This window comes from Enterococcus sp. HMSC072F02 (assembly GCF_001837725.1).
Classification (GTDB): domain Bacteria; phylum Bacillota; class Bacilli; order Lactobacillales; family Enterococcaceae; genus Enterococcus_B; species Enterococcus_B lactis.
Genome location: NZ_KV833944.1, coordinates 13,140 through 37,968, shown reverse-complemented (window position 1 = coordinate 37,968; position 24,829 = coordinate 13,140). Strand labels below are relative to the sequence as shown.

Here is a 24,829-nt window from a genome sequence, read left to right as displayed (position 1 = left end):
TATTTGTCTCGCTTAATTATACAAACGGCGTTATAAAAAAAATAAGGAGGAGATCGGAATGAATAGGAGAAAATGGCTGTTTGTTTGTGTAGCAGCTCTCTTTGCAACTGCAGCATACTCACAGATATCTTTTGCTGATAGCAGTACCACTCCAACTACCAGTCAGACAACAGAGAGTACGACAAGTACAAATAGCGAGACACAAGGCTCAGAAAGCAGATCAGAAGAAACGACAAACTCAACGATGACTTCTACTGAATCAACAGATTCAACATCAGAAAGTTCTTCAGAGTCTTCAGAAAACCCGCAAGACGTGGAAGATACGCAAGTGATCAAACAAACCATTCATATACAAAAGATTATTTCTTCAAATCAAATCGATAATCAAGGCAAGCAGATATCAGAACAAGAAGGTGTCAATGACGCAAAGTTTATTGTCTACGATATCACGAATTTCTTAGAAGAAATGTCACAAGATGATAATGAAAAAAATCAATCGGTAGAAATAATTGAGTCAAAATTGAAAGATCGAGCAAAAAAACTTTCATATGACCAGTTGAAAAAAGTGACTGAAGGAGAAACCAAAACAATTGATGATCAGGAAGGCGTGATTGATTTTTCAATTGAAGTACCTGCAAACAAAAAACAAGCATACTATATCGTCAATGAATCAAGCCCTGAAAACATTTCAAATAGCGAAGATATTGTTTTATTGACACCTGTTTCAGATGAAAAGGGTGAATTTTTGACGGATGTTTGGTTATATCCTAAATCAAAGAAATCAGAGCCGAAAGAAGAAATTAAAAAAGTTGTATCAACTGGTGTAAAGAAAAACTTTTTTGATAATTGTTGGGATTTTTTCACTCATTTATTTTTTAACGATTAGGATGAAATGATGAAAATAATAAAAATATTAGCTTTTAATTTATCTTTTTTAGCCGCAACAATATTATGTTGTGGTTTAGTTTTTTCTCAATTATCAATTTATCCAAGATATCAACGATTGTTCGTTCATTTTCTAAATATCCAGCATGCGTCCATGCCATTAGAAGTGATTAAAAAGCTCTTGATCAAACCAATTTTTATGGCTAGTTTGGTTCTTCTAACAGGATTGGTAACGTGGATATTAGGAAAAAAAGAATAAAGACCTTACACTCGTTTAACAAACTAATAGACGGAGGGCATTATGGAAAATAAATTTCATTACACTACGCAAAGAATGCTTGCCTTGGTGTTTTTCTTTTTGATTGTTATTTTCACAAGGGGGACAACGATCGATGCTTTGGAAACCGTTGACCCAGGAGCGATAAAAGAAAATAATAACTTAGCGCTTTATCACGATAGTGATTCATTAAGAAATATTGAAGTGACAGGGATCGATGGATTTAAAATACTCGATGAGTATTCAACTAAGAAACAAAAAGTACTTGCTTGGCCAAAAGTGAACGATTTAAAAGGGACCTCAAAAATCATTGTTCATTATCAGAAGGTCGGGACGTATTTAGGAAAAGAAATTGATTGTGATCTAACTTTTTCTAACTTTGTAGCGCACGCTGGAGTTAACCAAGAGGGATTAGCTAAAACAATTAATGGCAAAAAGTATTATAATTATTTGCTCTTTGATAAAAACATTTACCGAGGCTTTTTCATGCAGTCAATCAATGTTATGAATGTGAAACTAGAATTTAAGTATGCAGGAACAAAGACAAAAGTAGCTTTGAGTGAGCCACAACCAGAAATTCAATCAAGAATGCGATCAATGAAAGCAGATGGTATTGATTTAAATGATACATTTCTATCCATTTACAGTTTAAATGGACAATATCAGCAACGTGTGTCTTGGTATAATGACAATAATGAATCTGTCGGTGAACGTAATATTGACATGCGAGAATTTGTTGGGTACGAAAAAATGGGTACCTTGCCTTATTACGTGACGACAGACACAGCAAGCGCACAATACAATGCACCAGCTTTGTCAACAAATAGCTTGACGCCTAAAGTGGTCGGGGATGTGCAGAAAAAGCGTATAGTTCAAATGACCACTTCACTGACGTGGTAGGATCTGACACTTATCACCGAAGCGGCGTAACATATACCTTGAAAGGTACTTCACCAACTTTCATGATTGGCGCAAATACCAACAGCATGATGTTTAGCTTTGATAGTGCGTTGCTATGGACGCCACAACCATCAAAGCCTACAAAAGAAGTATTTAACAAAGCTAATACTGAAGAGGCAGCATACAATATTGACAAAAAAGTGATTCCACAAGGATCAGATGTTTATTATCATATTCACCAAAAGTTTGATGCGTTAACAGTCAACACAATGAACAAATACAAATCATTTAAAATCACTGATACCTTTGACAGCAAAAATTTTGATATGGTATTGGATGGAAAAAACTATGATGGCGCATTGTGGTATGTCGAAGCGAATAGTACTTGGAAAAAAGCTGATACAGGAGGAAAATTAACTGTTTCAGGTAATACAGTCACTTATACAGCTTCTGACAGCTTTCTAGCGAACGCTGCAAATTACGGTAAAGACTAAATTTTACAGCTTCATATGAAAGCAAAAAATGATGCAAAAGGAATTGCGCCAAACGTGGCTACTGTGACGTTCAATAATGACCCTGGTAAAGGAACTCAAAAAACGAATACGGTTGAAAATTATTTTCCTCTTACACCAAGTAAAAAAGTGGAACAAAATGGAAAAGATGTCAATGGGCGTAATGATGGCCCTAAAGGTTCAGCAACAGCTCCTTTAAATGCAGGATCTGAAGTACAATATCTAGTCACACAAAAATGGCATACAAAAGGCGTAGACATTGCGTCAGATCATTACAAGCAATTTAATATTCAAGATCCAGTGGAAGCTCGTTTGACGTATAAAGAAGGTTCTGCGCGAGTGATAGATATGAGTACAGGAAAAGATATTACTTCAGAAGGTACACTAACCTATGATAGCAATTCAAGAACGCTGAAGTGGGAAGCTTCCGCTGATTTCTTAAGTAAAAATCTTTTAGATGGACGAGAAATTCAACTGATATTTACAGCTAAAACTCCACTACAATCAGAAAAAAATATTGATAACCAAGCCGTAGCAGCAGTAGAGAATGTTTCTAATAAAACGAATGTTGTGACAATTGGTGTTGATCCTAACTTGCCACAAGTTATTGTTCCTAGAACAGGTTCTACACATTTAGTAACAATTTTAGTGGTTAGCTTAGTATTACTTGTGTTAGCTACTCTTAGTTATGTGGTTCTGAAGTTCAATTAAACAAAAAAACAAGGCTGAAAATCAGCCTTGTTTTTCTATTTGAAAATTGGATTGGCACTAATAAATACGTTGTCTGAAGAAAGTGATCCGTCTGCAGAAACTTCATAAGCATGAGATAACCCAACGATGCTTTGATTGTTGTAAAGTAAGTTTGCGTTATGAGCAGCGCTATCTTTCCACATAATCATGGCATTCACTGCTCCCGTATCTGAAAGGATCTCGTCAACGTAAAGGTAGAAACTATTGATATTTTCTCCTTTAGCGCCGTAGCAGCCTAGACTTTCTAAGAGATCTTGGAAAGTACCGCCGCCAGGTCGAGAATGACTGAAGCTTACTTGTAATTCTTTTGCACGAATATCTGCAGCTTGTTGAACGATATCATTAAATTGCATTGGAGCTGCACCGTTTTGTTGACGATAATTATTTAACCATACAAGTTCTTTTTGACGCACATAGTTGTTTAAATCACTTAATGAGATATTTTTGTATTTGAACGTGATCGTTCGATTTTGGTCAACATTATTGATTACTCGTTGGCCGTTTTTATCTACGCTAATGGAAGGATCGTCATTTCTACACAAGAAATAATTTTGATCAGTCATATTTTTCCAAGGAGTAGAGAAGCTATCCCCTTCGTATACTGTTTTTGATTCACTAGAGAGAACAGCGTTGATATCAGCATTTACATGATTAACAGTCACATTAAATTTACGAGTGTAGTTGAAAATATAATTTTGACTTTCAGTCACATTGTTTAAGGTTACTGAATTTGTTGGTTCTACCCGATCGTCTAAAACATATCCTTGAATAGCAGGAGCAGTTAAAGTGACACTTTCACCGTAAGTGACGTTGATTATCTGTTCTTTCAAAATATCAACTCGCCCCTCATTTTTGTAGTTGTTATTGCACAACAAATTGATTTGATGCACTTGATTATAATTGAAGGTGATTGTTGTATTACCTGTGATCGTTTGGCTTTGAGTATCATTACCAATCACTTTGTAGCTAAAATTATCTTTAGCGCCTTCGCTATGTTTAAATGCTTTTGCCTTAGCAGTGTAAGTAGAACCAGAAGTCACTTGTGCTTGATCTGTAGCAATCACTTGACCTGTTTGATTGTCAATATGGTTAATGGTAACCATATATTCTTTTGGCGTTTCAGGTTTGTGTTGCAACCCTTTAAATGCAGCATCTAGACTATTTTTAGCATTATTTACTTGGGCTTGAGAAGCCTTAGAATCGTCTAGTACTTTTTTAGCATTGGATAAAGCAGTCTGAAAATTATTCCAAGATTCTTCTGTAAAATCTCCTTTAGCAGTTGATTTTATTTGGTTGTACAAGGCTTGTAATTCCGTTTTGTTCACAGTAGGAGCTGGTTTTTTCTTTAATCCCTTGTAAGCAGAATCTAATGTGTTTTTGGCACTATCCACTTGTTTTTGAGTCGCTTTTGAGTCATTTAACACTTTTTTAGCATTATTTAAAGCAGTTTGAAATGCGTTCCAGGTATTGTCGGTATAGTCACCTTTTTTCGTTCCCTTAACGCTCGTATAAAGAGCCTCTAAAGCTGATTTATTCACTTGGGGTTTAGAGGTATCCGCGCCATACCAACCAATACCTTCGTATTTCCAACCATAGTCTTTGGTTAACCACTGTACTTCTTTCCAACTTGCAGTGTAGTGGTGAGAACCACTAGTAACACCTTTAAGGAAGAGTCGATAGATTGGTTTATTATTTTTTTCGGCAGAACGCCATGCAGGCCCTTCATAAGTCCAGCCGTAATTTTTGGTCAACCATTTCACTTCATCCCAACTAGCTGTGTAATGGTGATCACGAAGGCCTTTATTGTATAAGCGATAGACAAGATGACCACCGCTAGTCGGTGCTTCCCAAGCGGGGCCTTCATAATTACCCCACTTAATTTTCACTAGGTGATCACGTTCTTTTGTGCTAGAGGTGTAGAAATGTTCATGGTTATTTGGATTATAAAGGGCGATACATGACGTTCGTTGAAGCAGCGTCAACAGATCCAGCAAGAGCAAGTGTGGCAGCAAATGTTCCAATAGCTAAAACAGTTTTTGGGTTTAATAATTTCATATTTTCAACTCCTAAAAATTAGTTAAAATCGATTACAAAATCATTATATATCGGTAAATCGATATGGTCAATAAAAAAATTAAGAAAAGCCTCATGTATTTCTGGCTTTTCTTAATTTGTTACTTAGTTGAAGCGTTAGTATCAATGGTTTCTTCAGCTAATTTGTTTAATTTTATAGCATTGATGAATCTCATATTGTCTATACTAGAGCGCTTATTTGCGAGATCACTGACCGTAGTTAAAGGTACGCCAGATTCTATAGATATAGAACGAACTGATTTACCACTATCAAACAGCAACCATTCGATTTTCTTTTTATCAGCGTACATTGCAATGCTCCCTCTTGATTTTTTCTTTATTATAGCTCTTTTTTGTAATAAATCACAATATCAAGAGAGAAAGTTTTTATAGAAAGGTGGGAAATTATGAGTATCCGTTCCCCGTGTATCAAAATGAGGTTTGTTGCTACTTTCGTTATTTGATATACTAAAATAAAACAACGAAAGAAGGAATAAAATGAAGAAAAAGCAACTATGGTTTGTCTCTATGTTTGCAATATTTTTTATTATTTTAAGTGGATGTTCAAGTAATAAGAAATCGGAAGCTAAAGAAGATAATAGTTTATTGCAACCAGGAACTGTTTGGAAAGAAGAAGTAGGTGGTCTTGTTAATAATTTGAAAATTATAGACGATACTACATGGGAATATTCTGAAAGTGTATGGCATCCAGATCCTGTACTAATATCAGTTAAGAGACAAAAAGACTATAAAGGTTTAGAAAGATACAAAATAGTAGATTCTGCAGGTATTAGCGACTTTATCAATAAACCAGATTCTTTATTTATCGTTGTTCCTTACGAGAAAGATGGCGTAAAAAAAATGGTTTTTCTTGGATCTAGTAAGGATGAAAAACGAACGAAAGAGAAATTAATTCATGATGGATCACAATCAAATAAATACAAATTACAAAAGACTAGCGAGTGATTGCTAGTCTTTTTATTTGTCCTGAAGGAGGAATCACAGTGGCAAAAGCTAAAACGCCATTTGAAAAAGCTGCGTCTAAAATCTTAGAACGTCGTGGTGTTTCTGAAACACAGTGGAAACAAGAAGTCCTTGAAAAAGCACAATTTGACCTATTACGGGGAAAAGACAAGGACTTAGAAGGATATATCTATCAACGTGAACGTGAAAAGCTTGTTTTCGATGAAATTATTAAACACTAAAAGGAGCGAACAATTTTATGTTTGAATCAATTACAATGAATTTTTTAACACAACCGAAAGTAGTAGCTGCGGTTGATATTTTTAGAGCATTACAAACTGCAGCAACTAGTTTAAAAAACAATTTGATGATTTTTGCTGGTGTTGCGGCCGTTGCTTCCATTGTTATTGGGGGGCTTTTCTTCCTATTTGGACGAAGAGGAGCTGAAAACGGGAAGATGCACGTAGGTTATGTATTGATAGGGGTAGGTGTTATTCTAGGGGCTGCTTCTATCATAACTTCGTTATTTGGATTATTTGGGCAAACACCTCAAGGATTATAAGAAAGTAAAAAAGTAGGAGTAAGAAGTAGTCGATACTTTTTACTCCTTTTTTATGAAAGGAGAATATTCATGTACTTTACGATTGCAGGCAATACCAAAACAGATAAAGAGTTAATTAAAAAAGCAACGAAGGAAGTAGGAAAGCGGACTTCTTTTTTACCGAAAACAATTAAATATTCTGTCATTGAAACGGAAGAACAGCTACATGTGTTAGGGAAAGTACTGGAACACGAAAGTTGATCTTCTGTTAAGTTGACTCTCACGTTACATGACACAGAAGGAAAAATAGAGAAAGCTGGTACAGAATACGTTTTTGGCCCGCTGGATTATCAAATTTCAGAAGGTTTCTATCCTACATTGATGGATTTAATCCGCCTTGATGTGTTTAAAGAAACGGATGAAACTATGAGTGTGGAAGAGTCTTATCGAAACGAAAAACTTTTACAAGTTTTAGAAGAAGAGTTAGAGAGCGACCACAGAAAAGTGAATCAAGGGAGTGAAGTCGAAGTAAATGAAGAAGTACCATGGGAACGACCAATATTTCCAAAGAAGGAGTCAAAAGAAAAAGAGACAGTCTATGTTGATGAACAAGCTGATATTCCGACTCAGAAATCGATATTTGAGGAAGAGAACGATGTGATGGGTCAGTTGGAGGTAGATCCCTTTGAAGAAACAATGGAGGATGAAGAGACGGCCGAAGTAGAAGTTGATCCAGTTGAAGCTAATGAAGAGTCAACATGGACTGAAGGGGATTCTCAGGAATATATTGAACCACTTATCAGTGAAGAAGTAGAAAAAAACGAAATAGAGATACAAAAGGCAACTGTATTTGATTATATTTTGGATCGATATCCGCCAGAGCATGAATGGATGAAAGAAAAAAACAAATTATTTTTAAATGAGCTTTATTCGAAATATCAATTACCCCAAACCTATCAAGCATTTTTAGAGAGTAAAGAAGAATTAATCTCACAGGGTAAAGGCACACTTTTAGAACAGTTAGAGTCTGTCCAATCAACAAATTGGCATGAGCTTGCACAAGAAGATTTATTAGCCACCTTTGAAGAACGTCAACAAGAAACAGATCAAGAAATTAATGAGTATGCGACGGAACAGTCGTCTAATTGGGAGAAAGCAAAAGAGGAACTAAATAAAGAAGAACAGCGAGTGATTGAAGAAGAAGTACAAAAAATTAAAGAGCGATACGAAAAGAAACGCGACAATGCGTATTCCTTGTGTGTAGAAAAGATCAATAATTTTACTCAGACGAATCAAGAAGCGTTATCGAAAGAAAAAGAAAACTTGTTAAAAGAACGTATAAGAGAACGAAAAGAAGAATTTTATCAAGGTTTGCGTACAGATAAGCTAAAGATTAGCAAAGAATTAAATGAGCAACTGAATAAGCTCTATCAAATAACAAGTGAAGCTCTTATGGAAAAACACGAGCAGATCCAGCAAGAATTACAAGTACAAATTCCAAAATGGAAAAAAGAGTATAAAATTTACCAACAAGAATTGAAAGAACAAGAAGAAAAACAACGGCAAAAAGAAAAAGAGCGTGAACAATTAGAACTAAAAAAACGGAAACAGGATCTTGCGGAACAACAAATGGCGATAGAAAAACAACGGTTAGAGCAAGAAAAGGAAAAAGAAGCAGCTGCTCGTAAGGAACGTCAAGAACAAATGGATACATTGCGACAAGCACAGTTAAATTATCTAGCACAACCTCAACCAGTAGCTGCTGTTCAAACGCCAGTGAACAACCAAGCAAATTTAACTCCTTCACCACAGCGTTCCTTTAACGGATGGATGGTGGGATGTATTGCAAGTTTAAGCTTGCTTCTAGGTGGAGGAACAGTATTTGCTTTTAATCATATCAATCAATCTTCACAGGCTGATTCTGTGGCCACAACGACGTCAATCAAGGAAGAAGCCCAAGAACAAGCAAGAAAAGAGTATGAACAACAATTAGAAGAATTATTGAATCGTACCAATCAGTCAACAACAGAGTCAAGTATGGAAAATAGCAAAGAGAGTGATCTTAGTAAGGCTAAAGAAGGATCAAGCGATTCAACTGTACAATCAAACACTTCCGAAAGTTCAGAATCAAATGAGGTGAAATAATGCGTGTTAGAGAAACAACGAGACGAAAAGACAAACGATTCAATTTAGAAAAGAATAGGTATCTTTCTCATTTCTATCGCTATACTCCTTCAGGAGAAGAGCTACCAGAAAAACATGACAAACGTATTTCTCAAAAGATTTTTTATAGTGGCTTAGCTTATCTTCCTTTAAACTATGTTGTTACAAGAATACCAGAAGCATTTCATCGATTTGAGATTATTCCAGGAAGTTTACAAGGAGTGAATATTTTTCAGTTACAAGAAATGCCGCAGTTATTCCATTTTGATTCAACTGGTTTTTGGAATCCTTTGACCCCAACAACAAGTTTAGGCACACGTTTAGTTGTTTCTACGATTTGTGTTGTTCCAGCTGTACTTATGGGATTGAAAATGGACATGTGGTTTCGTCCTCTAGCAGATGGGCAAAAAGGAGATAACCGATTAAAAACGTTAAAGGAAATCCAACAAATTTATCCGCAAATACCAGAATCAAAGGGAGGTTTTCCTGGTTATGGCGGAATACCAATTACTCATTATAAAAAGTACTGGTATATTCAGACGGATACAGTAAATACTTGTATTGTTGGTACTTCCCGTTCAGGGAAAGGACAGATAGAAGTTTTAGCAACCATTGACAATTTGTCTCGTGCAGAAAGACAAAGTTCAATGGTTGTTAATGATCCAAAAACAGAATTATATGTTGCTAGTAAAGATGAACTAGAAGCTAGAGGGTATGATGTGTATGCATTTAATATCACCGATCCACTGCAATCAATGAGTGATAATCCATTGGCACTCATCGTGAAATACTGGAAGCGAGGAGACATAGACACAGCGACACAGTTAACCAATACTTTCACGAATACGATTTATTATGATGCCAACGCTTCAGACAATAAATACTTTAACGAAAATGCGCAAAAAGCTGTCAATGCGCTTATTTTTGCGTTATTGGAACAAGCGGATCAGACAGGGGATTACTCCAAATTAACACCGAATAATCTCGTCGAACTTCTTTCTGAGATTGGTGGTTTTAATTACCAAGATCCTGATAATGAATTCAAGCAGCTCAATGCTTTAGATGAATTTATGAATCAGTTACCACCTGGAAACATAGCAAAAAAACAATATGGGGCAACAAAAATTGGTTCTGATAAAGCGAAAGGCAACATTCTATCGACAGCGATCACAGGACTAAATCCATTTACACTGACGAAAATTGCGAAAATGACTTCTCAATCAACCATTGATTATAAGTCCATTGGTTTTCCGAAGTATTTGGATCTCAAACTACACGAGAGTCTGTTAAACCAGCGAATTGTTGTAGAGTTTTATCATCAAGGAAAAAAATTTCATGAGGAACGTGTCAAAGTAGGCTATAGAGGTTTTTGTGAAATTAACTTTGATTGTCATTTAGAACAGGGAGATCATGTTTGCTTAAAATATGATCATCGAGGAAAAGAATATGTTGCTTGGTATGAGTTTTCTCAAAGAGTATTGAAAGACGAAGAGGGAAATATCGTTTATCGAAAAAAACGAGGAGAAACCCATTTGCCAGAATTAGAAAAAGAAGCCGTTCTAACATTAGATGAGGATAAAAGTAACTTATTAGTAGAGTCTATTCGGATGCACTATACCGGTAAACCAATGGCTATTTTTATGCTCACACCTGATTATGATCCATCTAACCATATCATTGTTAGTATTTTTCTTAGTCAGTTGTATAAAGAATTATCTACGCAATGTGTTAAGACTAAAGGAGATAAATGTCACCGTAGGATTCATTTTATTTTAGATGAATTTGGGAATATGCCACCAATGGATAATATGGAAGGAATCATGACAGTCACAGCTGGTAGAAACATGTTGTGGGATCTGTTTATTCAATCTTATCAGCAACTTTATGCGAAGTATGGGGAACAAAACGCAGCGATTATCAAAGAAAATTGTCAGACACATATTTATATTATGTCGACAGACGATAATACCATCGAAGAATTTTCCAAAAAAGTGGGGAATAAGACGGTTGAACAAGAAAACAGTACCATCAATTCATTAGGTATGAATACTCATATCAATCGCAATGTTGATTCAGATCGTATCTTAACTCCTGAAAGAATTTCTACTTTTTTAGAAGGTGAAACGATTGTGCTCGCTCCTTTAAAACGACAAGATTTGAAAGGGCATAAAATACGGCCGTATCCTATTTTTAATCATGGGGAAACGAATCTTCCTTATGCTTATCAATACATTGAAGATTTCAATCCATCGTGGGATATCAATGATATAGACATACATTGTACACATGCAGACCTTGATTTGAAGTCTTTACAAATTGATTATGATTATTTCCTACCAGATGAATATGCTAGAAATCTCTATCATAGACTGCATGATCAATTAGAAGAAAAAAACGAAGAAAATATGTTTTATAAAATCGTTCAATCTCTTGAAAATGAGACAGCCCAAAAATTATTAATTCAATTTTACGAAGAACAAGCAACGGATCGTCTTCAAGAATATGTTGAAAAGTTGATCAAAAATGAAGAAATTTCTGAAATGATTGGGAAACGGTTGTTATTGGAAGCTGAAAAGGCGGTGAAAGAATGATCATTGGAGGAATTTTTTCTGGCATAGCCGACTGGTGGTCAGGTTTATTCGGAGAAGGGGATGCAAACCCCAAAACCGTAACGAAAGTCTTACAAGATTATGGTAATTATCTGCAGTATCAAGATGTGTTCAGTTGGATTTGTAATACTTTTTTATGGGGGTTGATTAAAGGGTTATATAATCTCAATACTTTACTAGAAAAAACCATTTATCAAAGCTTTGATTTAAAAGACTTATTGAACGCCGCTGGGGTAAATGAACTGTTTCAAAGTTTGATTAGTAAGGTATTGGCTCTTTTTTGTGTCGTCACATTAATTTATTTAGGCTTGAAATTTTTTATGAGTAAACACCCACCGAAAGTCAAAAATATCTTGGTTAATTTATTTATGGCCATGATCTTGATTTTTGGTGGTAGTTCTTTAATCGATGAAGGGTTAAATATCAGTAAAAACTTTTATGGAGACGTCACTGCAGCAAATAAAGCAGATAAATCTGGCTCACCTGCTTTTCAAATTATTCAAAATAATGTGATTGATGTCAGTACATTACTAGCGACTGACCCGAATAAAGTAGAATCCTTACCAACAGATAAAAGAAATGCTTTAACAGCGAAAAATTTTAAAACAGCGAATATCAATGGGATTATTACTCCTAAACAAGCTAAAGAAATGGCGGATAAAGATAAGAGTAGTTTATCAGATTTACAAAAGGATCGGTTAAGAGCGTTACAATACCGACTGGAACTGGATGATTATGGAAAAGAAATTCCTGTGCAAATCAGTGATGAAGGCTTAGCAAAGTATGTATACACTTCAGGTTATCGCCGATACATTAGTAGTCCAGGTATTATTTTAGCTGGTGAATCTTCTTTATCGGTAGCCTATTTATTTATCCTATTTACGATCGTTACTTGCATTATTGAGCTGGTATTTAAAAAATTCTATTTAGTGATTGCCGCGTCAACGGACTTTGAGACAGGCCAACGGATGAAAAGTGCGATAGAAGATATTTCTCAATCCTTCTTGTTATTGGCGTTTACGATTTTAGAATTACGAATCTATACATTAATGCTGTCAGGTATCGGTGATTTGCACGCAGCAGGCAAGATCAACGGATTTTTGTATGTTGTCGCTTTAATTGTACTAACCATTGCGCTATTCAAAGGCTCTCAATCTGTTACGAAGATTTTCGGTGTTGATACAAGTCTGAAAAACGGCAGCAATTCTCTTCTTAGCATGTTTGCCTTAGGAAATATTGCGAAAAATGTGGGTAGCGGAGCTAAAAACCTTGCAAGTGCTGGTAAGAGTGGTTTAAGCAATTTAAATGATATTCGTAAAAATGGATTTGGCAATCGAAAAGATGGTACTCCTGATAACGGGGAAGAACAACCAGACGATAAAGCTACAACAGTACCTAATAGTAAAAAGACAGTTTCCGAAATGTTCGGGAAAGCGAAGAATGGTGTTTCTAAAGCCGCAGAAGGTCTTGGTTACGTCAATGAACGTGGGTTAAAAGGAACAGCTGAAGATCTTACAGAAAAAGCCAATGACACCTTAGAAGAAAAATTAGACGGCACGAGAGCCAAAGAATTGGCTGAAGCTGTGAAGAATCCGTCCGAAGCACTAGAAAAACAAAAAGAAAAAGCTTCAGAAGTCAAAGAAGGACTAAAAGATGCGTATGGTGAAGGACAAGTCAATGCAGCAGTGAAGGCAAATACAACAAGTGAAAAAGAAAATCAAGAAGGTGCAGCGATTCCTTCAGCCAAAGATCACCAAGATGAGTTACATTCTAACGAAAATTCGATCGGAGAAAAAGATTCAGAAGAAGGACAACATGGTCAGTTACCAAAAACCGATCCAGAACAATATCGTTATAAATCTAACATTAATTCTGAAAACGAAAAACGCATTTCAGATTTACCAAAACGAAATAAAGAAGTACAAACGGATGAGGATTCCATCGACCTGCCAAATGATAATGGCATCGAAGTTGGAACTGAAAAATCAACGAAAATTGGTTTGCCTAAGACACAAAATTTACCAATGAAAGATAGTCGTTTGAATCAATTCAAGGAGAATGATCAAAGCTTTGTTCACCAATCAACTGCAGGTAATGTTCAAATGAAACCAAGTCGTTTGCCTGAAAATGGAAATCTGACAACTGTTTCTTACAATTTATCTGAAAGTGGGGAGACAGGGAATGCGTCCGTTCAAAATGTTGTGACAAGAGAAGCTGCACCACAACCTATTCAAAAAGTTCACACAGGTTACAAGCCAGCAAATGTGGCATTTACTGCACCAACAAAAATAAATGTGACACGAGAAACTAAAAACAGGAACAATGAATTGAAAGAACAACTATTGCGGGATATCAAACAGGATATCAAACCATAAAAGGCCTACAAGTTAGGCCTTTTTTCTATGTATGAAAAGGAGAAATCATTTATGGATAAATATATTAACATGAAAAATCCTCCAAGATTTAGTGGGGAATGGAAGTTTTTCGCCTTTTTCTTTTTAGATCTATTAACGCTTGGTGGTTGCTTTTTTTGGGCGAAAATAGTCAATAATCTTGTCCACTTACCACTCTTTTTTGCACTCTTGAATTATGGCTTATGGATTGCGATAGCTCTAGTGATTGTTTGGCGACCCTATAATGACCCAGGTCAACGCCAGATTTTTGCGATTATCGAATCTATTTTTTTTACGGACAAGAACCATTACCATGCCCTAGATCCTAACCGAAATTATCATGGTACGTATAAGGAGGATGAATAAATGCGAGTCAAAGGACAAAACTCTGTTGATAAGAAATCCATTTTTCAGTTTGGAAAACCAGAAGAACGATCGATCTTGGATTTATTTCCTTATAAATCCTGTACAGAAGAGGGGGTCTTAGTTACTAAAGAAGATCATTTTCAACGTTATTATCGTGTAGTTTCCACTGACGTGGAGGGATTAAATGAACAAGAGAAACTGGAACGAATGAATCATTTGACCACCGTCATGCGTACGTATGTGCCAACAATTAAGTTAGTTAGTTTGACCACAGAAACGGATCTAACGGAGCAAATCGTACAAAAGCGGCAGTTATTAGATAAGAATCGTATGGAACAATCCTTAGGAAGAAATCTACAGCGATTAAGAAAATATGAAAAGAAATTAGTAGAGGAAATCCAGGAATTGAAACGAGCAGAACAGGAACGTCCTGACTTAAGCTTCTTTTTCATCATTGAAGGAAAGACAATCAAGGATTTACAAACCAGAAACCGTCAATTAATGCGATCCAGTGGCATTTTAGGGTTAAAACCGCTCTACAAAAAAGAATTGATCAAGATTCTTTATCGAATGAACAATATGAATGATGAGTAGTAGTTGACTGAATATAAAAATAACAACAATTATATGGATGTGATAAAATGGAGGAAAACATGTCAGATAAAATGAATAATAGCTATCATAACAAAGCAATGCCTAAAATTGAAAAAGGAATGTGGCAAGTAGAGGATCATACACAAGGTGAAGAATGTGTGGAGGAATTGATGTTTATGATGAAAGATAAATATCATGAATTTTCTTTAGGATTATCAACTGTTTTAAAGTGTTTAGCAATTGCAGAAAAAGAAGGGTATGTTCCGCCTTTGTCAGATGATTGGTGGCTTCAAATTCGTCAAATTTGATGGGAAAGGGAGATCGAATGGATTTTTTTAAAATTAAAGTAGGATTTAGTAAAGTGCATAGGATAACGCCTGCTAACTATGAAAAACAAACAAAAAAAAGAAGACCGTACGTACTAGAAAGAGAAGGAAGGGATTCTTATTATGCCGTTTGTCCGGAGTGCGATAATCCAATTCAAATTATTGGATTATATAAAGAAACACGGGAATCTGGAAGAAAACCATATGGCAAGCATCATAAAGGTACAATTCCATATTTAGCTAAGTATTCAGAAGAAGACTATTTGGAATGTCCATTTTCTAACTCTAAGTGGAAAAAAACGTCTGGAAGAAGAAGTACAAGTAGCCCACTAGCAAATCGTATTCTTTTAACATTAGAAGAACAGTTTGATCGTATTATTTATATATTAAAAAAACAAACTGGTCTTCTTATCAACAAAAAATTAGCAAAAGAGATGCTTATCACTTACTTAAAAAACGAAGGGTGGTTATACAAGGAAGCAACTTTAAACAATCTTCCATGGATTTTTGGACAATGTAGTCCTGCGATTCCTCTATTTGGAAGGATGATTCAAAAAAATAGTGAGCTTCATCAGGTAATTCAAGAAAATTGTCCAGAAGTTCAATTCGTACCTGCATCTTTTTCTTCTGATTACGTTCAAATAAAGAATCAGGAAGGAATGTTTGTTACACTGTATTTTACCTTTTTAAATCACGAAAAATGCGTTGTAGAAGAAGAAATACATGAAACGATGGATTTTTTAGTTTTTAGAGAGAATCGATTGGAAGAAGATGACATAATATTCAGTAAAACTTTGCCTATTGAATCAGTGTACTTTTCAAATTTAGCTTTATCTAAAAAATATGAAGACAATCGAAATCAAGAGTTATTAAAATTGGCAAAGAATATGATTCATTTGTATGTCTCAAAATAAATAATCACTCGTAAAAAGAAGTCAGCGAAGTCTATTTTAAATAGACTTCTTTTTTATTGATTTAGGCGTTCATTGCCCAGCCTATTTAGATAGGTGATGAATAAGAATGGAGGAAGCAAGTAGATGAATAATCATTTTCAATGGTTAGATGTAATAGACTGTAAATTTAGTGGGGGAGTAGTCGATTCAAAAGAAGAATTGGATAAAAAATATCCACACGTATTCATTCTAGGCAAATTAGGAAGAGGAAACACTGTGAATTTAAGAATGAATCCATCCAAACGAGGTGAACGTTGATGCTAGAGACAATCAAATCAGTTTTTGCACCACAGGATAATCAAAAGGTACTTGATCCGTTAAAACAACTAGGAAATCGGGAAATCGAAATTTTAAAATCCAAAGGGTATGATTTAGATTTTTTAAAACAAGTGATGCCACAAGGTGGATTAAATTTCGATGAAGAGTATGTGACCTATGGAAATGGTTATTCACGGTGTGTGACAGTTTATCACTACACAAAAAATCCTACTCTTTTTTGGTTGGCCAATCTCATGAACAATCCTCATACAGTGGCCACACTCGATGTTAGCACAGATGAAAAGCAAAAAGTGATTGATCAAATCAATCGTGCCTTAGATGAATTAAATGATCGATCAGATAATGAACGAAAAGCGACTGACCGAAATAAAAGCGCGGAAGAATACCTGGAACTAGCGGAATATGCCCGAAAATTGACTTCTAATGGGGAAATTTCTAAACAAGTCAAAGTGAGAGTACATGTTTACGGAAACACGATTCAAGAAGTAGATGAACGAGCGCAGGAACTGATCGAAAATCTCAAAGGGATGGATTATCGTGCGGTGACTTATCTGCATAAAACCAAACGAGATTGGCAATCGATGTTTACCATGTTCGATGAACAAGCTGAATGGTTCGGAAATATCAAAGGGCAATCACTACCATCGTTAAACATTGGCGGAGGTTTCCCGTTCCACCACCAAACGCTAAAAGATCCAGGAGGTACACAATATGGGGAAACCATGACAGGCGGCCCATTTGTCTGGAATGCGACGTATAAAAATAGTGTACGGTTGTCTACTAATACCTTGCTTCTAGGAATGATGGGAGCTGGTAAATCGACCGTTCTTAAAATGATCGCGGAAGCCCATTTAGCTGCAGGAGACTTTATTTGGGGCTTTGAAAAGGGAAAAGACTTTATTCCTTTCTTAAAGGAATATAACGGTATTATGGTGCGCTTAGACGGATCTGACGGGATGATCAATCCTTTAGAAATATTTGCCACACGGACGTATGATGAAGCATCCAGTTTATATGACGATGGATCAGTCAAAGATTTGAAGATCAATGAAGCAGCGTCTTATCAAACACACTTAGACAAAGTGGTCTATCAGGTACAGTTAGTGAGTCCTCAGCTAAAAGGAACGATGAAAGCAGAATTTAAGACCTACTTAAATCGTTTTTATGAAGAGTATGGAACAGTACCACGCGGCTTTACTTCCTCAAATTCGCGTTCAAATACGGAGACGCAAGTCACAGGGAAAGATCCAGAAGCTTATCCGACGTTCAAAGAATTTTTAGACTTTTTAGGACAACTGGAATTACCAGGTGCTTCCCAAGAGAAAAAGAATCGAAAAGAAGAAATGGAATCAATCGTAGAATCCTTATGTGAGACGTATGGCATGATTTTTGATGGTCACAGTACGATTCGACACCTTGACCAACAACAGTTGGTCTTTTTTGACATTGACTCTATTACAGGTTTAGATCGTGGGGTACAACAATGTCAGATGTACATGGCTATGACGTTGATTTGGAATCAGGCATTGATTCAAGGAAGAAGACAACGACGTTTAATTAAAGAAAAACAAATGGAAGAACAAGACTTCAAACGCTTCTTGGCGATGATTGATGAGTGCCATAATGCGATTAATCCAGATTTTATTGAAACGGTAAATTATGTCACAAACTTTCAACGAGAAATGCGTAAAGTAGAAGCAATGACTGTTTTAGCTACACAATCCCCACAAGAAATGGTGCCAGAAAATATGTCTTCTGATAACTTCTCGAAACTGAAGAAAGTCTTTGAATTTTCTTCTACGAAGATCTTTATGCGTATGGATGAATCTATTTTACGTCATATAGAAGGATTAGTTGGTAAATCAATGACGAACTCAGAATTAGAATCCATTCCTCAACAAAATCAAGGAGACGCTGTGATCAATTTTGGCTCAAAAGAAACCATTCGTGTTCATTTTAGTCCGAACAAACGTCAATTAAAATTGTTTGATGGAGGAAAATAATGGAAAACCAAAATGAAAGTTTAATCAAGCAGTATGTTAAGCGTCGTGCAAAGCGACGCTTATTTTTGTGGTTGTTTGGTACTTCTGCAGGTTTGATTACTATTTTGATTACTATTTTGATTACTGTGTTCGTGACCCTTTTTCTAATACTTGCGGCGGGTTCGATTGATAATTCTGATTCAGATTCAAGTAGTGGTGGCGAAGCTTTTACAGGAGAATATTCGGAAGGATTACCCATTTATAAAGAAATCAAAGGAAGAGGCCCTTTTTCTGATGAGATTGCGCAATATGCCGTAGGTGCAGCAGTAAAATATAAATTATTACCAAGTGTGATTCTTTCGCAATACGGTTATGAATCAGCGTTTGGTACGTCGGCGTCCGCAAGAAATGATCTCAACTATTTTGGGATTACTTGGTTTGATGGGTGTCTGTTTCCTAAAGGAACTGCACGAGGAATTGGTGGCATTGAAGGGGGCTGGTACATGAAGTTTCCCAACTCAAAAGCTGCATTCTCCTATTACGGCTTTATGGTAGCCACACAATCAAATTTTAATGCATGTGTAGGAAATAAAAGCCCTGGCGCAAGCTTATTGATCTTAGGACGAGGTGGTTATGCCGCTGCAGGAATTACTGAAGATAGTCCGTATTATACAGGTTGTATGTCAATTATCACTTCTAATAAATTAACCGAATATGATGAATTCGCGATGAAACATTGGGGTGAAGGTGGTAATGATAATGGCACAATTACTGGTGAATGGACGAATCCATTCCCTGGCAGCAGTTTAGATAAAAGTTCCTTCAGCGGTGGTCAATTATTTGGAACAAATCCAGGCGGTGAATTCCGTCCGAATGGCTTCCATGATGGTTTAGACTTTGGTTCAGTTGATCATCCAGGAAGTGAGATTCATGCGGTTCATGGCGGAAAAGTCGTGTACGTTGGAAATCCTGGTATTTCAGGTTTAGGCGCATGTGTGATCGTGATTAATTACGATGGCTTGAATATGGTGTATCAAGAATTTGCAAATAGTACAGGAAATTCTCGTGTAAAAGTGGGCGATCAAGTGAAAGTTGAACAAGTAATCGGGATACGAGATACAGCACACTTGCATTTAGGCTTCACTCGAATGGATTGGCGTCAAGCACAAGGACACGCATTCACAGATGATGGTACATGGATCGATCCATTACCATTTTTGAATAGCAGCAAAAAATAGATCAGGAGAAAAAATATGGAAAATAAAACTTTAAAAATTGTTTTAACAGCTGCAATTAACGTTAGTTTAATCGGCAATATCGCGTTGTTTTGGCAGCTGAAAGAAGAACAAGAGACAAATACCTTTAAAATTGAAGAAGTGGCTAAAAACGCGTCTGAGAAGCTCAAAAAAAATTCCTCTGAGGCACAGGCGAAGATCGACAAGTTAAATCAAACCATCAATGAGAAAAACCAAGAAATCGATCAGCTGAAGCAACAAGATGGCACAAAAGCAAAAGAGGAAGTAACTGAAGCACAAAGAAAGACGGCAGAAGAGTTCGGTCAATTGGCCATTGATAAATCATTAAGCAGAAATGAATTAACGGAAAAACTAAAAGATGTCGCAACCCAAGAAGTGATCGACAAATTAAGTCCTGCAGACGATGATCACCAACATGATGATTACGGAAGTTACTCTTTTACATTAGGTGACGTGCAAACTTACGCTCAAACAAGCAGTGTAAAAGAGGAACAAAATTTTGTGGTATTTGTTGATTATACAATCGGCAATCCTCAATTTAAAGATGTCAAACCGCAAAAAATAAAAGGTGGATTAACTGTCACTGAAAAACAAGTAGATTGTCAATGGAAAGTCACAGACTTTAGTTATTTCACTCGTTAGGAGGAAGAAAATGAGTAAGAAAAAAGGAGCAAGACAACGTTTCAAAAAACGAAAAAGTTATCTTAGATGGCTGGGAATCTTTATGATTCTCGGCTTTTTGATTCTTGCTAGTCCGATTTACACACATAAAAAGGTAGACATACCAGATGAAGTAAGCACGAACGCATTTTTAAACACGAAGGAACTGACGATGGTTTCAAAAGAAAAAGGAGCGAACCAGCAATTAGTTTTTGAATTTGCGATCGACGATGAAGATCAAAGCTTATTAAAAGAACTGGCTAATCTTAATTATCGCGTAGAAGTAAAGACAGCTAAAGGGGATTATCAAGCAATAAAAGCCAAAGTGATTAAGGTGTCTAATGATTATTTTGCAGTGAAACTATCGCATGTACCAGAAGAATATATTGCCATGCGTTTAACCATTATTCCTGAAAAAATTGATCCAAAAGTGGATATGCAAGAACCACAAGATCTGATTTATTACGTTCACGAAGATAAGGTTAAAGATCAAGTGAAAGATGAAGATTATGAACAACATGCGATGAATTACAAAGTGAAAGGATACAAGAAAGAACAAAAAGCAGCACAAAAACAAATTGAATCCTTCCAAGCAACCATTGATTTGAATGAAGAATTAGTGAAGAAACTAAAAGATCAATTGCCTTATCAAGTTGCAGACGATCAGGAAAATACTGAAAATAAGATTAATAGTTACCAGCAAGAAATTGAAACATCGAAAACGCAAATGAAAGATCAAGAAGAGATCATTCAAAAACTTCAAGAAAAAATTGATCGTATGACAAAAGAAAATATTTAGAAGAATAGGTGGAGTAAAAGAAATGAAGCGAGCGAACTTGGTCGGCAAAGATACTTTCGCTGAGCAGAAAGTATTGATTAAAGCCTATCTCAAAGTTGTAAAAGCTAAAGAAATATGTCAAGAAGTGAATTTATCTAACACAACAATATCTGAGTTGAAGAATGGTAGAAAGAGTTTAGATACCTTAAAATTCAGATCATTTGAAGCTTTGTATTTAGCTGCTAAAAAATATTTTACGGCTGAAAGAAAATAAAAACAGGAGGATTTTATGTGAAAAAAGTATATCAAAAATGTTTATGGATCAGCTATATCACCTTAGGTATAGCTGTTAAAGAGATGGGAGAAAACATTAACCACGATTCTAACACAAACATCAAGCACATAAAACATTTAACACTCCTCCTTTCTGGCTGAAGATTTCAACCAAACAGGAAGACAGCGTATCAATTATAGCATACACTTTTTCTTAAATTCATTTTTCATATGACAAAATATTTCCTTCTAATCGACAAAGTTAGAAGGATTTTTTATTGTCTAAATACACAAATAACCTTAATTTTTAAAGAGCATAAGGAAACGTGGGAACACTTTTTAAAAAAAGTGTTCCAATAGGCTGTGCCTATTACGTTTCTCTAAAACAAAAGTGGGTACAAAATATTCGATTTATGGATAGTGTATGGATAGTAAAACAGCTATACATGGATAGCATATGGATAGACTCCATAGACTATCCATACTTTTTTCGGAGGGTGAAAATGGAAATTAAAGAGATTAAAGTAAGAGGTATTAATAAAAAATATGTTCAAGAAATTGATCATAGATGCGTAGAATTAACAGAACAAACTGGTCAAAAATGGAGTCGAAATGATTATCTAAAACTATTGATTGAAAACGACTTTGAACGTCCTTTAATGGACTACAAGAAAGATCAATTTGATCGTTTATTGGAAAAATTTACAGATGTTCAGCTGCATAATACAAAAGTTTTGGAAGCATACACGAACGAGGTCAAGAACTTAATTGAAATATTAATCGCACATTAGGAAGGAGATAATGTTCTATGGTTAAAGCGATAGAAAAGCATATTACATTTTATGAAGCGCACGATGAAGTTTTAAAACATATTATGGAAACTCAGCCTACGGTAAAAAACTATTCTGAAGCCATTCGATTTTTATGTATGAATTACGATCCAGAAATTGAAAAAAATAATAATATGACGAACGCAAAGTTGAACGCAATGGGAAAGGAAATTTCTATTTTAATAGAAATGGTTTCAGAGTTTGCGGATCTTCATTTGAAAGATACAGGAATATTAATTGGTACAAATTCAACTGTCTATCAAGAAGCAAAAGAGCGTGTGGAAGGGAAAATAAAAGCGAATCAAACGAAGAAGTATTCTCCTAAAATCAAGAAATCAATAAATGAATCTGTTCATGCCAGAGTAGACCCGTTTGATCCAACAAAGTTTTTAAAAAGATAAAAAGTAGAAGGGGAATATGATGAATAAATCGCCTGCAGTCATTCTCACTTGTCAATTTACCTTGCCCAATAAAAAATCTTTTTCAACATACATTGATTATATGACAAGAGAAAAAGCGCTGGAAGAAATGGAACGACGTACGCCTGAAGAAGAACAGGAACTGCAACGAATCAAGAATGCTTTAGAGGATTTTTATATTCCTGAAGGAGAAACTTTTTCGGAGAGTAAGACGGATAAAGAATTCAGCGAAACGTCGAATGAAGCTCAATCTTTGATGGGAAATGGAATCAACTTTGACAAATTAGAGGAACAAGATTTTACCAAATATCTTTCTTATATGACCCGTCACTATGCGTTAGAACAAAAGAAAGAACTGACGCAAAGTGAACAAAAAGAATACCAACGCTTGAACCAAGCAATAAAAAAATATCAAACAGAGCCACACAAAAAAGCTTCAGGAAACCTTCCTGGAGTTTTTTCTATGGCTTCAGACGAAGTGAAAGGAAGTGATCTGAAGGAGATTAAGCAAATCTTCCAAAGAGGACAACAAAAAGGCTCAATCATTTATCAAGATGTTGTCTCTCATGATAATTCGTATCTTGAAAAAATAGGATTGTACGATCCCAAAACAGATACTTTAGATGAAGAAGGATTAAAAGCAGCTGGAAGAAAAATGATGGAGACATTATTCGAGAAAGAGCAACTGAACGAAACAGGCTACTGGATGGCAACGATTCACCGTAATACCAAACATATCCATATTCATTTTGCAGTTGTTGAAAAAGAAAATACGCGTAAACCTTACACGGAGGTTGAAAATGGTGTGAGTTATATCGTACCGAAAGGTAAGAGAAGACAAGCAACATTAGACGCAATGAAGACCAATTATGTACATGAGTTAGAACGTTTTTCTTATGAAAAGGATCGAATGATTGGTATGGAGAAACGAAATTTATTGACGCGGAAAAGTGATTTGCGTAACACCTTAACAAAAGTGGTAAAAGAGCCAGCGCGTTACGATCGACACGCAATGAACTTATTAAATGAAGTATATAAAACCCTACCTGACAAACGTTCGGAATGGCATTATGGGGATGAAAAACGAACCAAACTTTCACCATACACAAGAGAGAAACTCGATGAGTTAACCAAATATGTTTTAACAAAAGAACCTGAATATCAAGAATATATACAGATTTCAAAAGCATTGAAAGAAGAAGCAAAAAGTCTTTATGGGGAAAGCAAAAGAGAATCAAAGGATGCAGAAAAAAATGCTCTCTTTGATTTGAAAAAGCGCACAGGAAATGCCATTCTAACAGAACTGAAGAAACAGGATAGTCGAATAAAACCTTTAATAGAAAGTATGGATCAGATGCAATCTATTTACAATGAACGATCCTTTCGAACGCTTAAACAGTTACCAACGAATGAATACAAATATAGTTACGGAGAATTCATGAAGCGCAGGAAACAATTCCAACAAAGAGTTGTCACGCAACGGAGTTTGCGTCAATTAAATCGAACGATTAATGCCCATGAAGAAAAATACCACGCAAGTAAAGCCTACGAAGAGCAACAACGAAGAATCCAAATAGAACAAGAAAGACAGTAAAGTTAGCGCCTTATTATACTACTTGGGAAATGAATGAAGAGGGGATCAATAACTTCCCGTGTAAAAGCATTGAAGAGTCTATTTCACTCACAGAATGTTAGTTGTTAAGTGAATAAAAGAAGTAAAAGAGTCCTGAACGTAATTGTCCAGGACTCTTTTTTTCAATGAATTGTTTTCCGCCAATTCAATGAGTGGTGCGATTTGCGACTACATTATATCAAAAGAAAGAGAAGGGAGGAAGAAGAAATGGCTTATTCAACGATTGGAGTTGTTGTTGAAAAAAGCAGAGACAATCTCGTTTTTGTGACAGAAATTCAAACAGGCAGAGCTTTTGTCGTCACAGACAAAGCGGCAAAAGCGTATCAAAATGGCGATATTTTAACGTTAAATCTGACTACGAAGACGTTCGTCGATGCGGCAGAAGATTATCCATTTGTTTAGGAGGAAACGGAC

General features: G+C 35.7%; 24 protein-coding genes and 3 pseudogenes. 25 read left to right on the top strand and 2 right to left on the bottom strand.

From position 1 onward, the window contains the following. The first annotated feature begins 58 nt into the window (after positions 1-58). From HMPREF2731_RS05870 to HMPREF2731_RS15510, 4 genes and pseudogenes are all read left to right on the top strand, one after another. The gene (locus HMPREF2731_RS05870; protein WP_024635955.1) at positions 59-886 is read left to right on the top strand and encodes a pilin N-terminal domain-containing protein; all 828 of its coding nucleotides are present in this window, start codon (positions 59-61) and stop codon (positions 884-886) included. Positions 887-895: 9 nt separating this feature from the next. Continuing rightward, positions 896-1,144, top strand: coding sequence for a hypothetical protein (locus HMPREF2731_RS05865; protein WP_024635954.1), 249 nt, complete (start codon positions 896-898; stop codon positions 1,142-1,144). Between the two features lie 42 nt (positions 1,145-1,186). Continuing rightward, on the top strand, positions 1,187-2,062 hold the full coding sequence (locus HMPREF2731_RS15515; protein ID WP_371113395.1) for a hypothetical protein: 876 nt from the start codon (positions 1,187-1,189) through the stop codon (positions 2,060-2,062). Positions 2,063-2,220: 158 nt separating this feature from the next. Next, positions 2,221-3,285, top strand: a pseudogene (locus tag HMPREF2731_RS15510) (isopeptide-forming domain-containing fimbrial protein); the annotation flags it as partial. Between the two features lie 35 nt (positions 3,286-3,320). Here the strand turns inward: HMPREF2731_RS15510 and HMPREF2731_RS05855 are convergent. Both HMPREF2731_RS05855 and HMPREF2731_RS05850 read right to left on the bottom strand, forming a co-directional pair. Next, positions 3,321-5,379, bottom strand: a pseudogene (locus HMPREF2731_RS05855) (MucBP domain-containing protein). Positions 5,380-5,498: 119 nt separating this feature from the next. After that, complete coding sequence (locus tag HMPREF2731_RS05850) at positions 5,499-5,708, bottom strand: hypothetical protein (protein ID WP_002311538.1); 210 nt, start codon at positions 5,706-5,708, stop codon at positions 5,499-5,501. A 187-nt stretch (positions 5,709-5,895) separates the two neighbouring features. Between HMPREF2731_RS05850 and HMPREF2731_RS05845 the strand changes: the two genes are divergently transcribed. The 21 genes and pseudogenes from HMPREF2731_RS05845 to HMPREF2731_RS05755 all read left to right on the top strand — a co-directional run bounded on the left by HMPREF2731_RS05845 (position 5,896) and on the right by HMPREF2731_RS05755 (position 24,817). Continuing rightward, a complete protein-coding gene (locus HMPREF2731_RS05845; protein WP_070872557.1) occupies positions 5,896-6,363 on the top strand; it encodes a hypothetical protein in 468 nt (155 codons plus the stop codon). Further along, the gene (locus tag HMPREF2731_RS05840; RefSeq protein ID WP_002305229.1) at positions 6,360-6,602 is read left to right on the top strand and encodes a DUF5415 family protein; all 243 of its coding nucleotides are present in this window, start codon (positions 6,360-6,362) and stop codon (positions 6,600-6,602) included. The genes HMPREF2731_RS05845 and HMPREF2731_RS05840 overlap by 4 nt, the downstream gene beginning before the upstream one ends. 17 nt (positions 6,603-6,619) lie before the next feature. Then, positions 6,620-6,922, top strand: a complete 303-nt coding sequence (locus HMPREF2731_RS05835; protein WP_024635952.1) for a TrbC/VirB2 family protein — start codon at positions 6,620-6,622, stop codon at positions 6,920-6,922. Between the two features lie 69 nt (positions 6,923-6,991). Next, positions 6,992-9,046, top strand: a pseudogene (locus HMPREF2731_RS05830) (hypothetical protein). Beyond that, positions 9,046-11,655 (top strand): VirD4-like conjugal transfer protein, CD1115 family, encoded by a 2,610-nt coding sequence (locus tag HMPREF2731_RS05825; RefSeq protein ID WP_070872556.1) that lies wholly within the window; start codon positions 9,046-9,048, stop codon positions 11,653-11,655. Before HMPREF2731_RS05830 ends, HMPREF2731_RS05825 begins: the two are co-directional and overlap by 1 nt. After that, positions 11,652-14,048 carry a pLS20_p028 family conjugation system transmembrane protein gene (locus HMPREF2731_RS05820; RefSeq protein WP_070872554.1) on the top strand — a complete coding sequence of 799 codons (2,397 nt, stop codon included), beginning with the start codon at positions 11,652-11,654 and terminating at the stop codon, positions 14,046-14,048. Before HMPREF2731_RS05825 ends, HMPREF2731_RS05820 begins: the two co-directional genes overlap by 4 nt. Positions 14,049-14,099: 51 nt before the next feature. Next, positions 14,100-14,432, top strand: a complete 333-nt coding sequence (locus HMPREF2731_RS05815; protein WP_024635948.1) for a hypothetical protein — start codon at positions 14,100-14,102, stop codon at positions 14,430-14,432. Continuing rightward, the gene (locus HMPREF2731_RS05810) at positions 14,433-15,026 is read left to right on the top strand and encodes a hypothetical protein (RefSeq protein WP_024635947.1); all 594 of its coding nucleotides are present in this window, start codon (positions 14,433-14,435) and stop codon (positions 15,024-15,026) included. It abuts the gene before it with no gap. Between the two features lie 59 nt (positions 15,027-15,085). Then, positions 15,086-15,334: a hypothetical protein gene (locus tag HMPREF2731_RS05805; protein ID WP_002332281.1), complete on the top strand. Its 249-nt coding sequence runs from the start codon at positions 15,086-15,088 to the stop codon at positions 15,332-15,334. Positions 15,335-15,351: 17 nt separating this feature from the next. Beyond that, positions 15,352-16,266, top strand: coding sequence for a hypothetical protein (locus HMPREF2731_RS05800; RefSeq protein ID WP_070872561.1), 915 nt, complete (start codon positions 15,352-15,354; stop codon positions 16,264-16,266). Between the two features lie 123 nt (positions 16,267-16,389). Further along, positions 16,390-16,563 carry a hypothetical protein gene (locus HMPREF2731_RS15065; protein ID WP_002314417.1) on the top strand — a complete coding sequence of 58 codons (174 nt, stop codon included), beginning with the start codon at positions 16,390-16,392 and terminating at the stop codon, positions 16,561-16,563. Beyond that, complete coding sequence (locus tag HMPREF2731_RS05795) at positions 16,563-18,587, top strand: VirB4 family type IV secretion system protein (RefSeq protein ID WP_002314418.1); 2,025 nt, start codon at positions 16,563-16,565, stop codon at positions 18,585-18,587. The genes HMPREF2731_RS15065 and HMPREF2731_RS05795 overlap by 1 nt, the downstream gene beginning before the upstream one ends. Then, positions 18,587-19,804 carry a glucosaminidase domain-containing protein gene (locus HMPREF2731_RS05790; RefSeq protein WP_070872552.1) on the top strand — a complete coding sequence of 406 codons (1,218 nt, stop codon included), beginning with the start codon at positions 18,587-18,589 and terminating at the stop codon, positions 19,802-19,804. Before HMPREF2731_RS05795 ends, HMPREF2731_RS05790 begins: the two co-directional genes overlap by 1 nt. 15 nt (positions 19,805-19,819) lie before the next feature. Beyond that, entirely contained in the window at positions 19,820-20,464 is a 645-nt protein-coding gene (locus tag HMPREF2731_RS05785; RefSeq protein WP_070872550.1) for a hypothetical protein, read from the top strand. Between the two features lie 10 nt (positions 20,465-20,474). Continuing rightward, entirely contained in the window at positions 20,475-21,281 is an 807-nt protein-coding gene (locus tag HMPREF2731_RS05780) for a hypothetical protein (protein WP_002314421.1), read from the top strand. A gap of 22 nt (positions 21,282-21,303) precedes the next feature. Next, positions 21,304-21,534 (top strand): hypothetical protein, encoded by a 231-nt coding sequence (locus tag HMPREF2731_RS05775; RefSeq protein ID WP_002304981.1) that lies wholly within the window; start codon positions 21,304-21,306, stop codon positions 21,532-21,534. A 17-nt stretch (positions 21,535-21,551) separates the two neighbouring features. Further along, positions 21,552-21,695 carry a hypothetical protein gene (locus tag HMPREF2731_RS15060; protein WP_002293512.1) on the top strand — a complete coding sequence of 48 codons (144 nt, stop codon included), beginning with the start codon at positions 21,552-21,554 and terminating at the stop codon, positions 21,693-21,695. A 341-nt stretch (positions 21,696-22,036) separates the two neighbouring features. After that, positions 22,037-22,324: a hypothetical protein gene (locus HMPREF2731_RS05770; protein WP_002311551.1), complete on the top strand. Its 288-nt coding sequence runs from the start codon at positions 22,037-22,039 to the stop codon at positions 22,322-22,324. 17 nt (positions 22,325-22,341) lie between these two features. Continuing rightward, positions 22,342-22,764: a hypothetical protein gene (locus HMPREF2731_RS05765; RefSeq protein WP_002311552.1), complete on the top strand. Its 423-nt coding sequence runs from the start codon at positions 22,342-22,344 to the stop codon at positions 22,762-22,764. A 19-nt stretch (positions 22,765-22,783) separates the two neighbouring features. Then, positions 22,784-24,376: a MobP2 family relaxase gene (gene mobP2, locus HMPREF2731_RS05760; protein ID WP_070872549.1), complete on the top strand. Its 1,593-nt coding sequence runs from the start codon at positions 22,784-22,786 to the stop codon at positions 24,374-24,376. Between the two features lie 246 nt (positions 24,377-24,622). Next, on the top strand, positions 24,623-24,817 hold the full coding sequence (locus HMPREF2731_RS05755; RefSeq protein WP_002316755.1) for a hypothetical protein: 195 nt from the start codon (positions 24,623-24,625) through the stop codon (positions 24,815-24,817). The last annotated feature ends 12 nt before the right edge of the window (positions 24,818-24,829 follow it).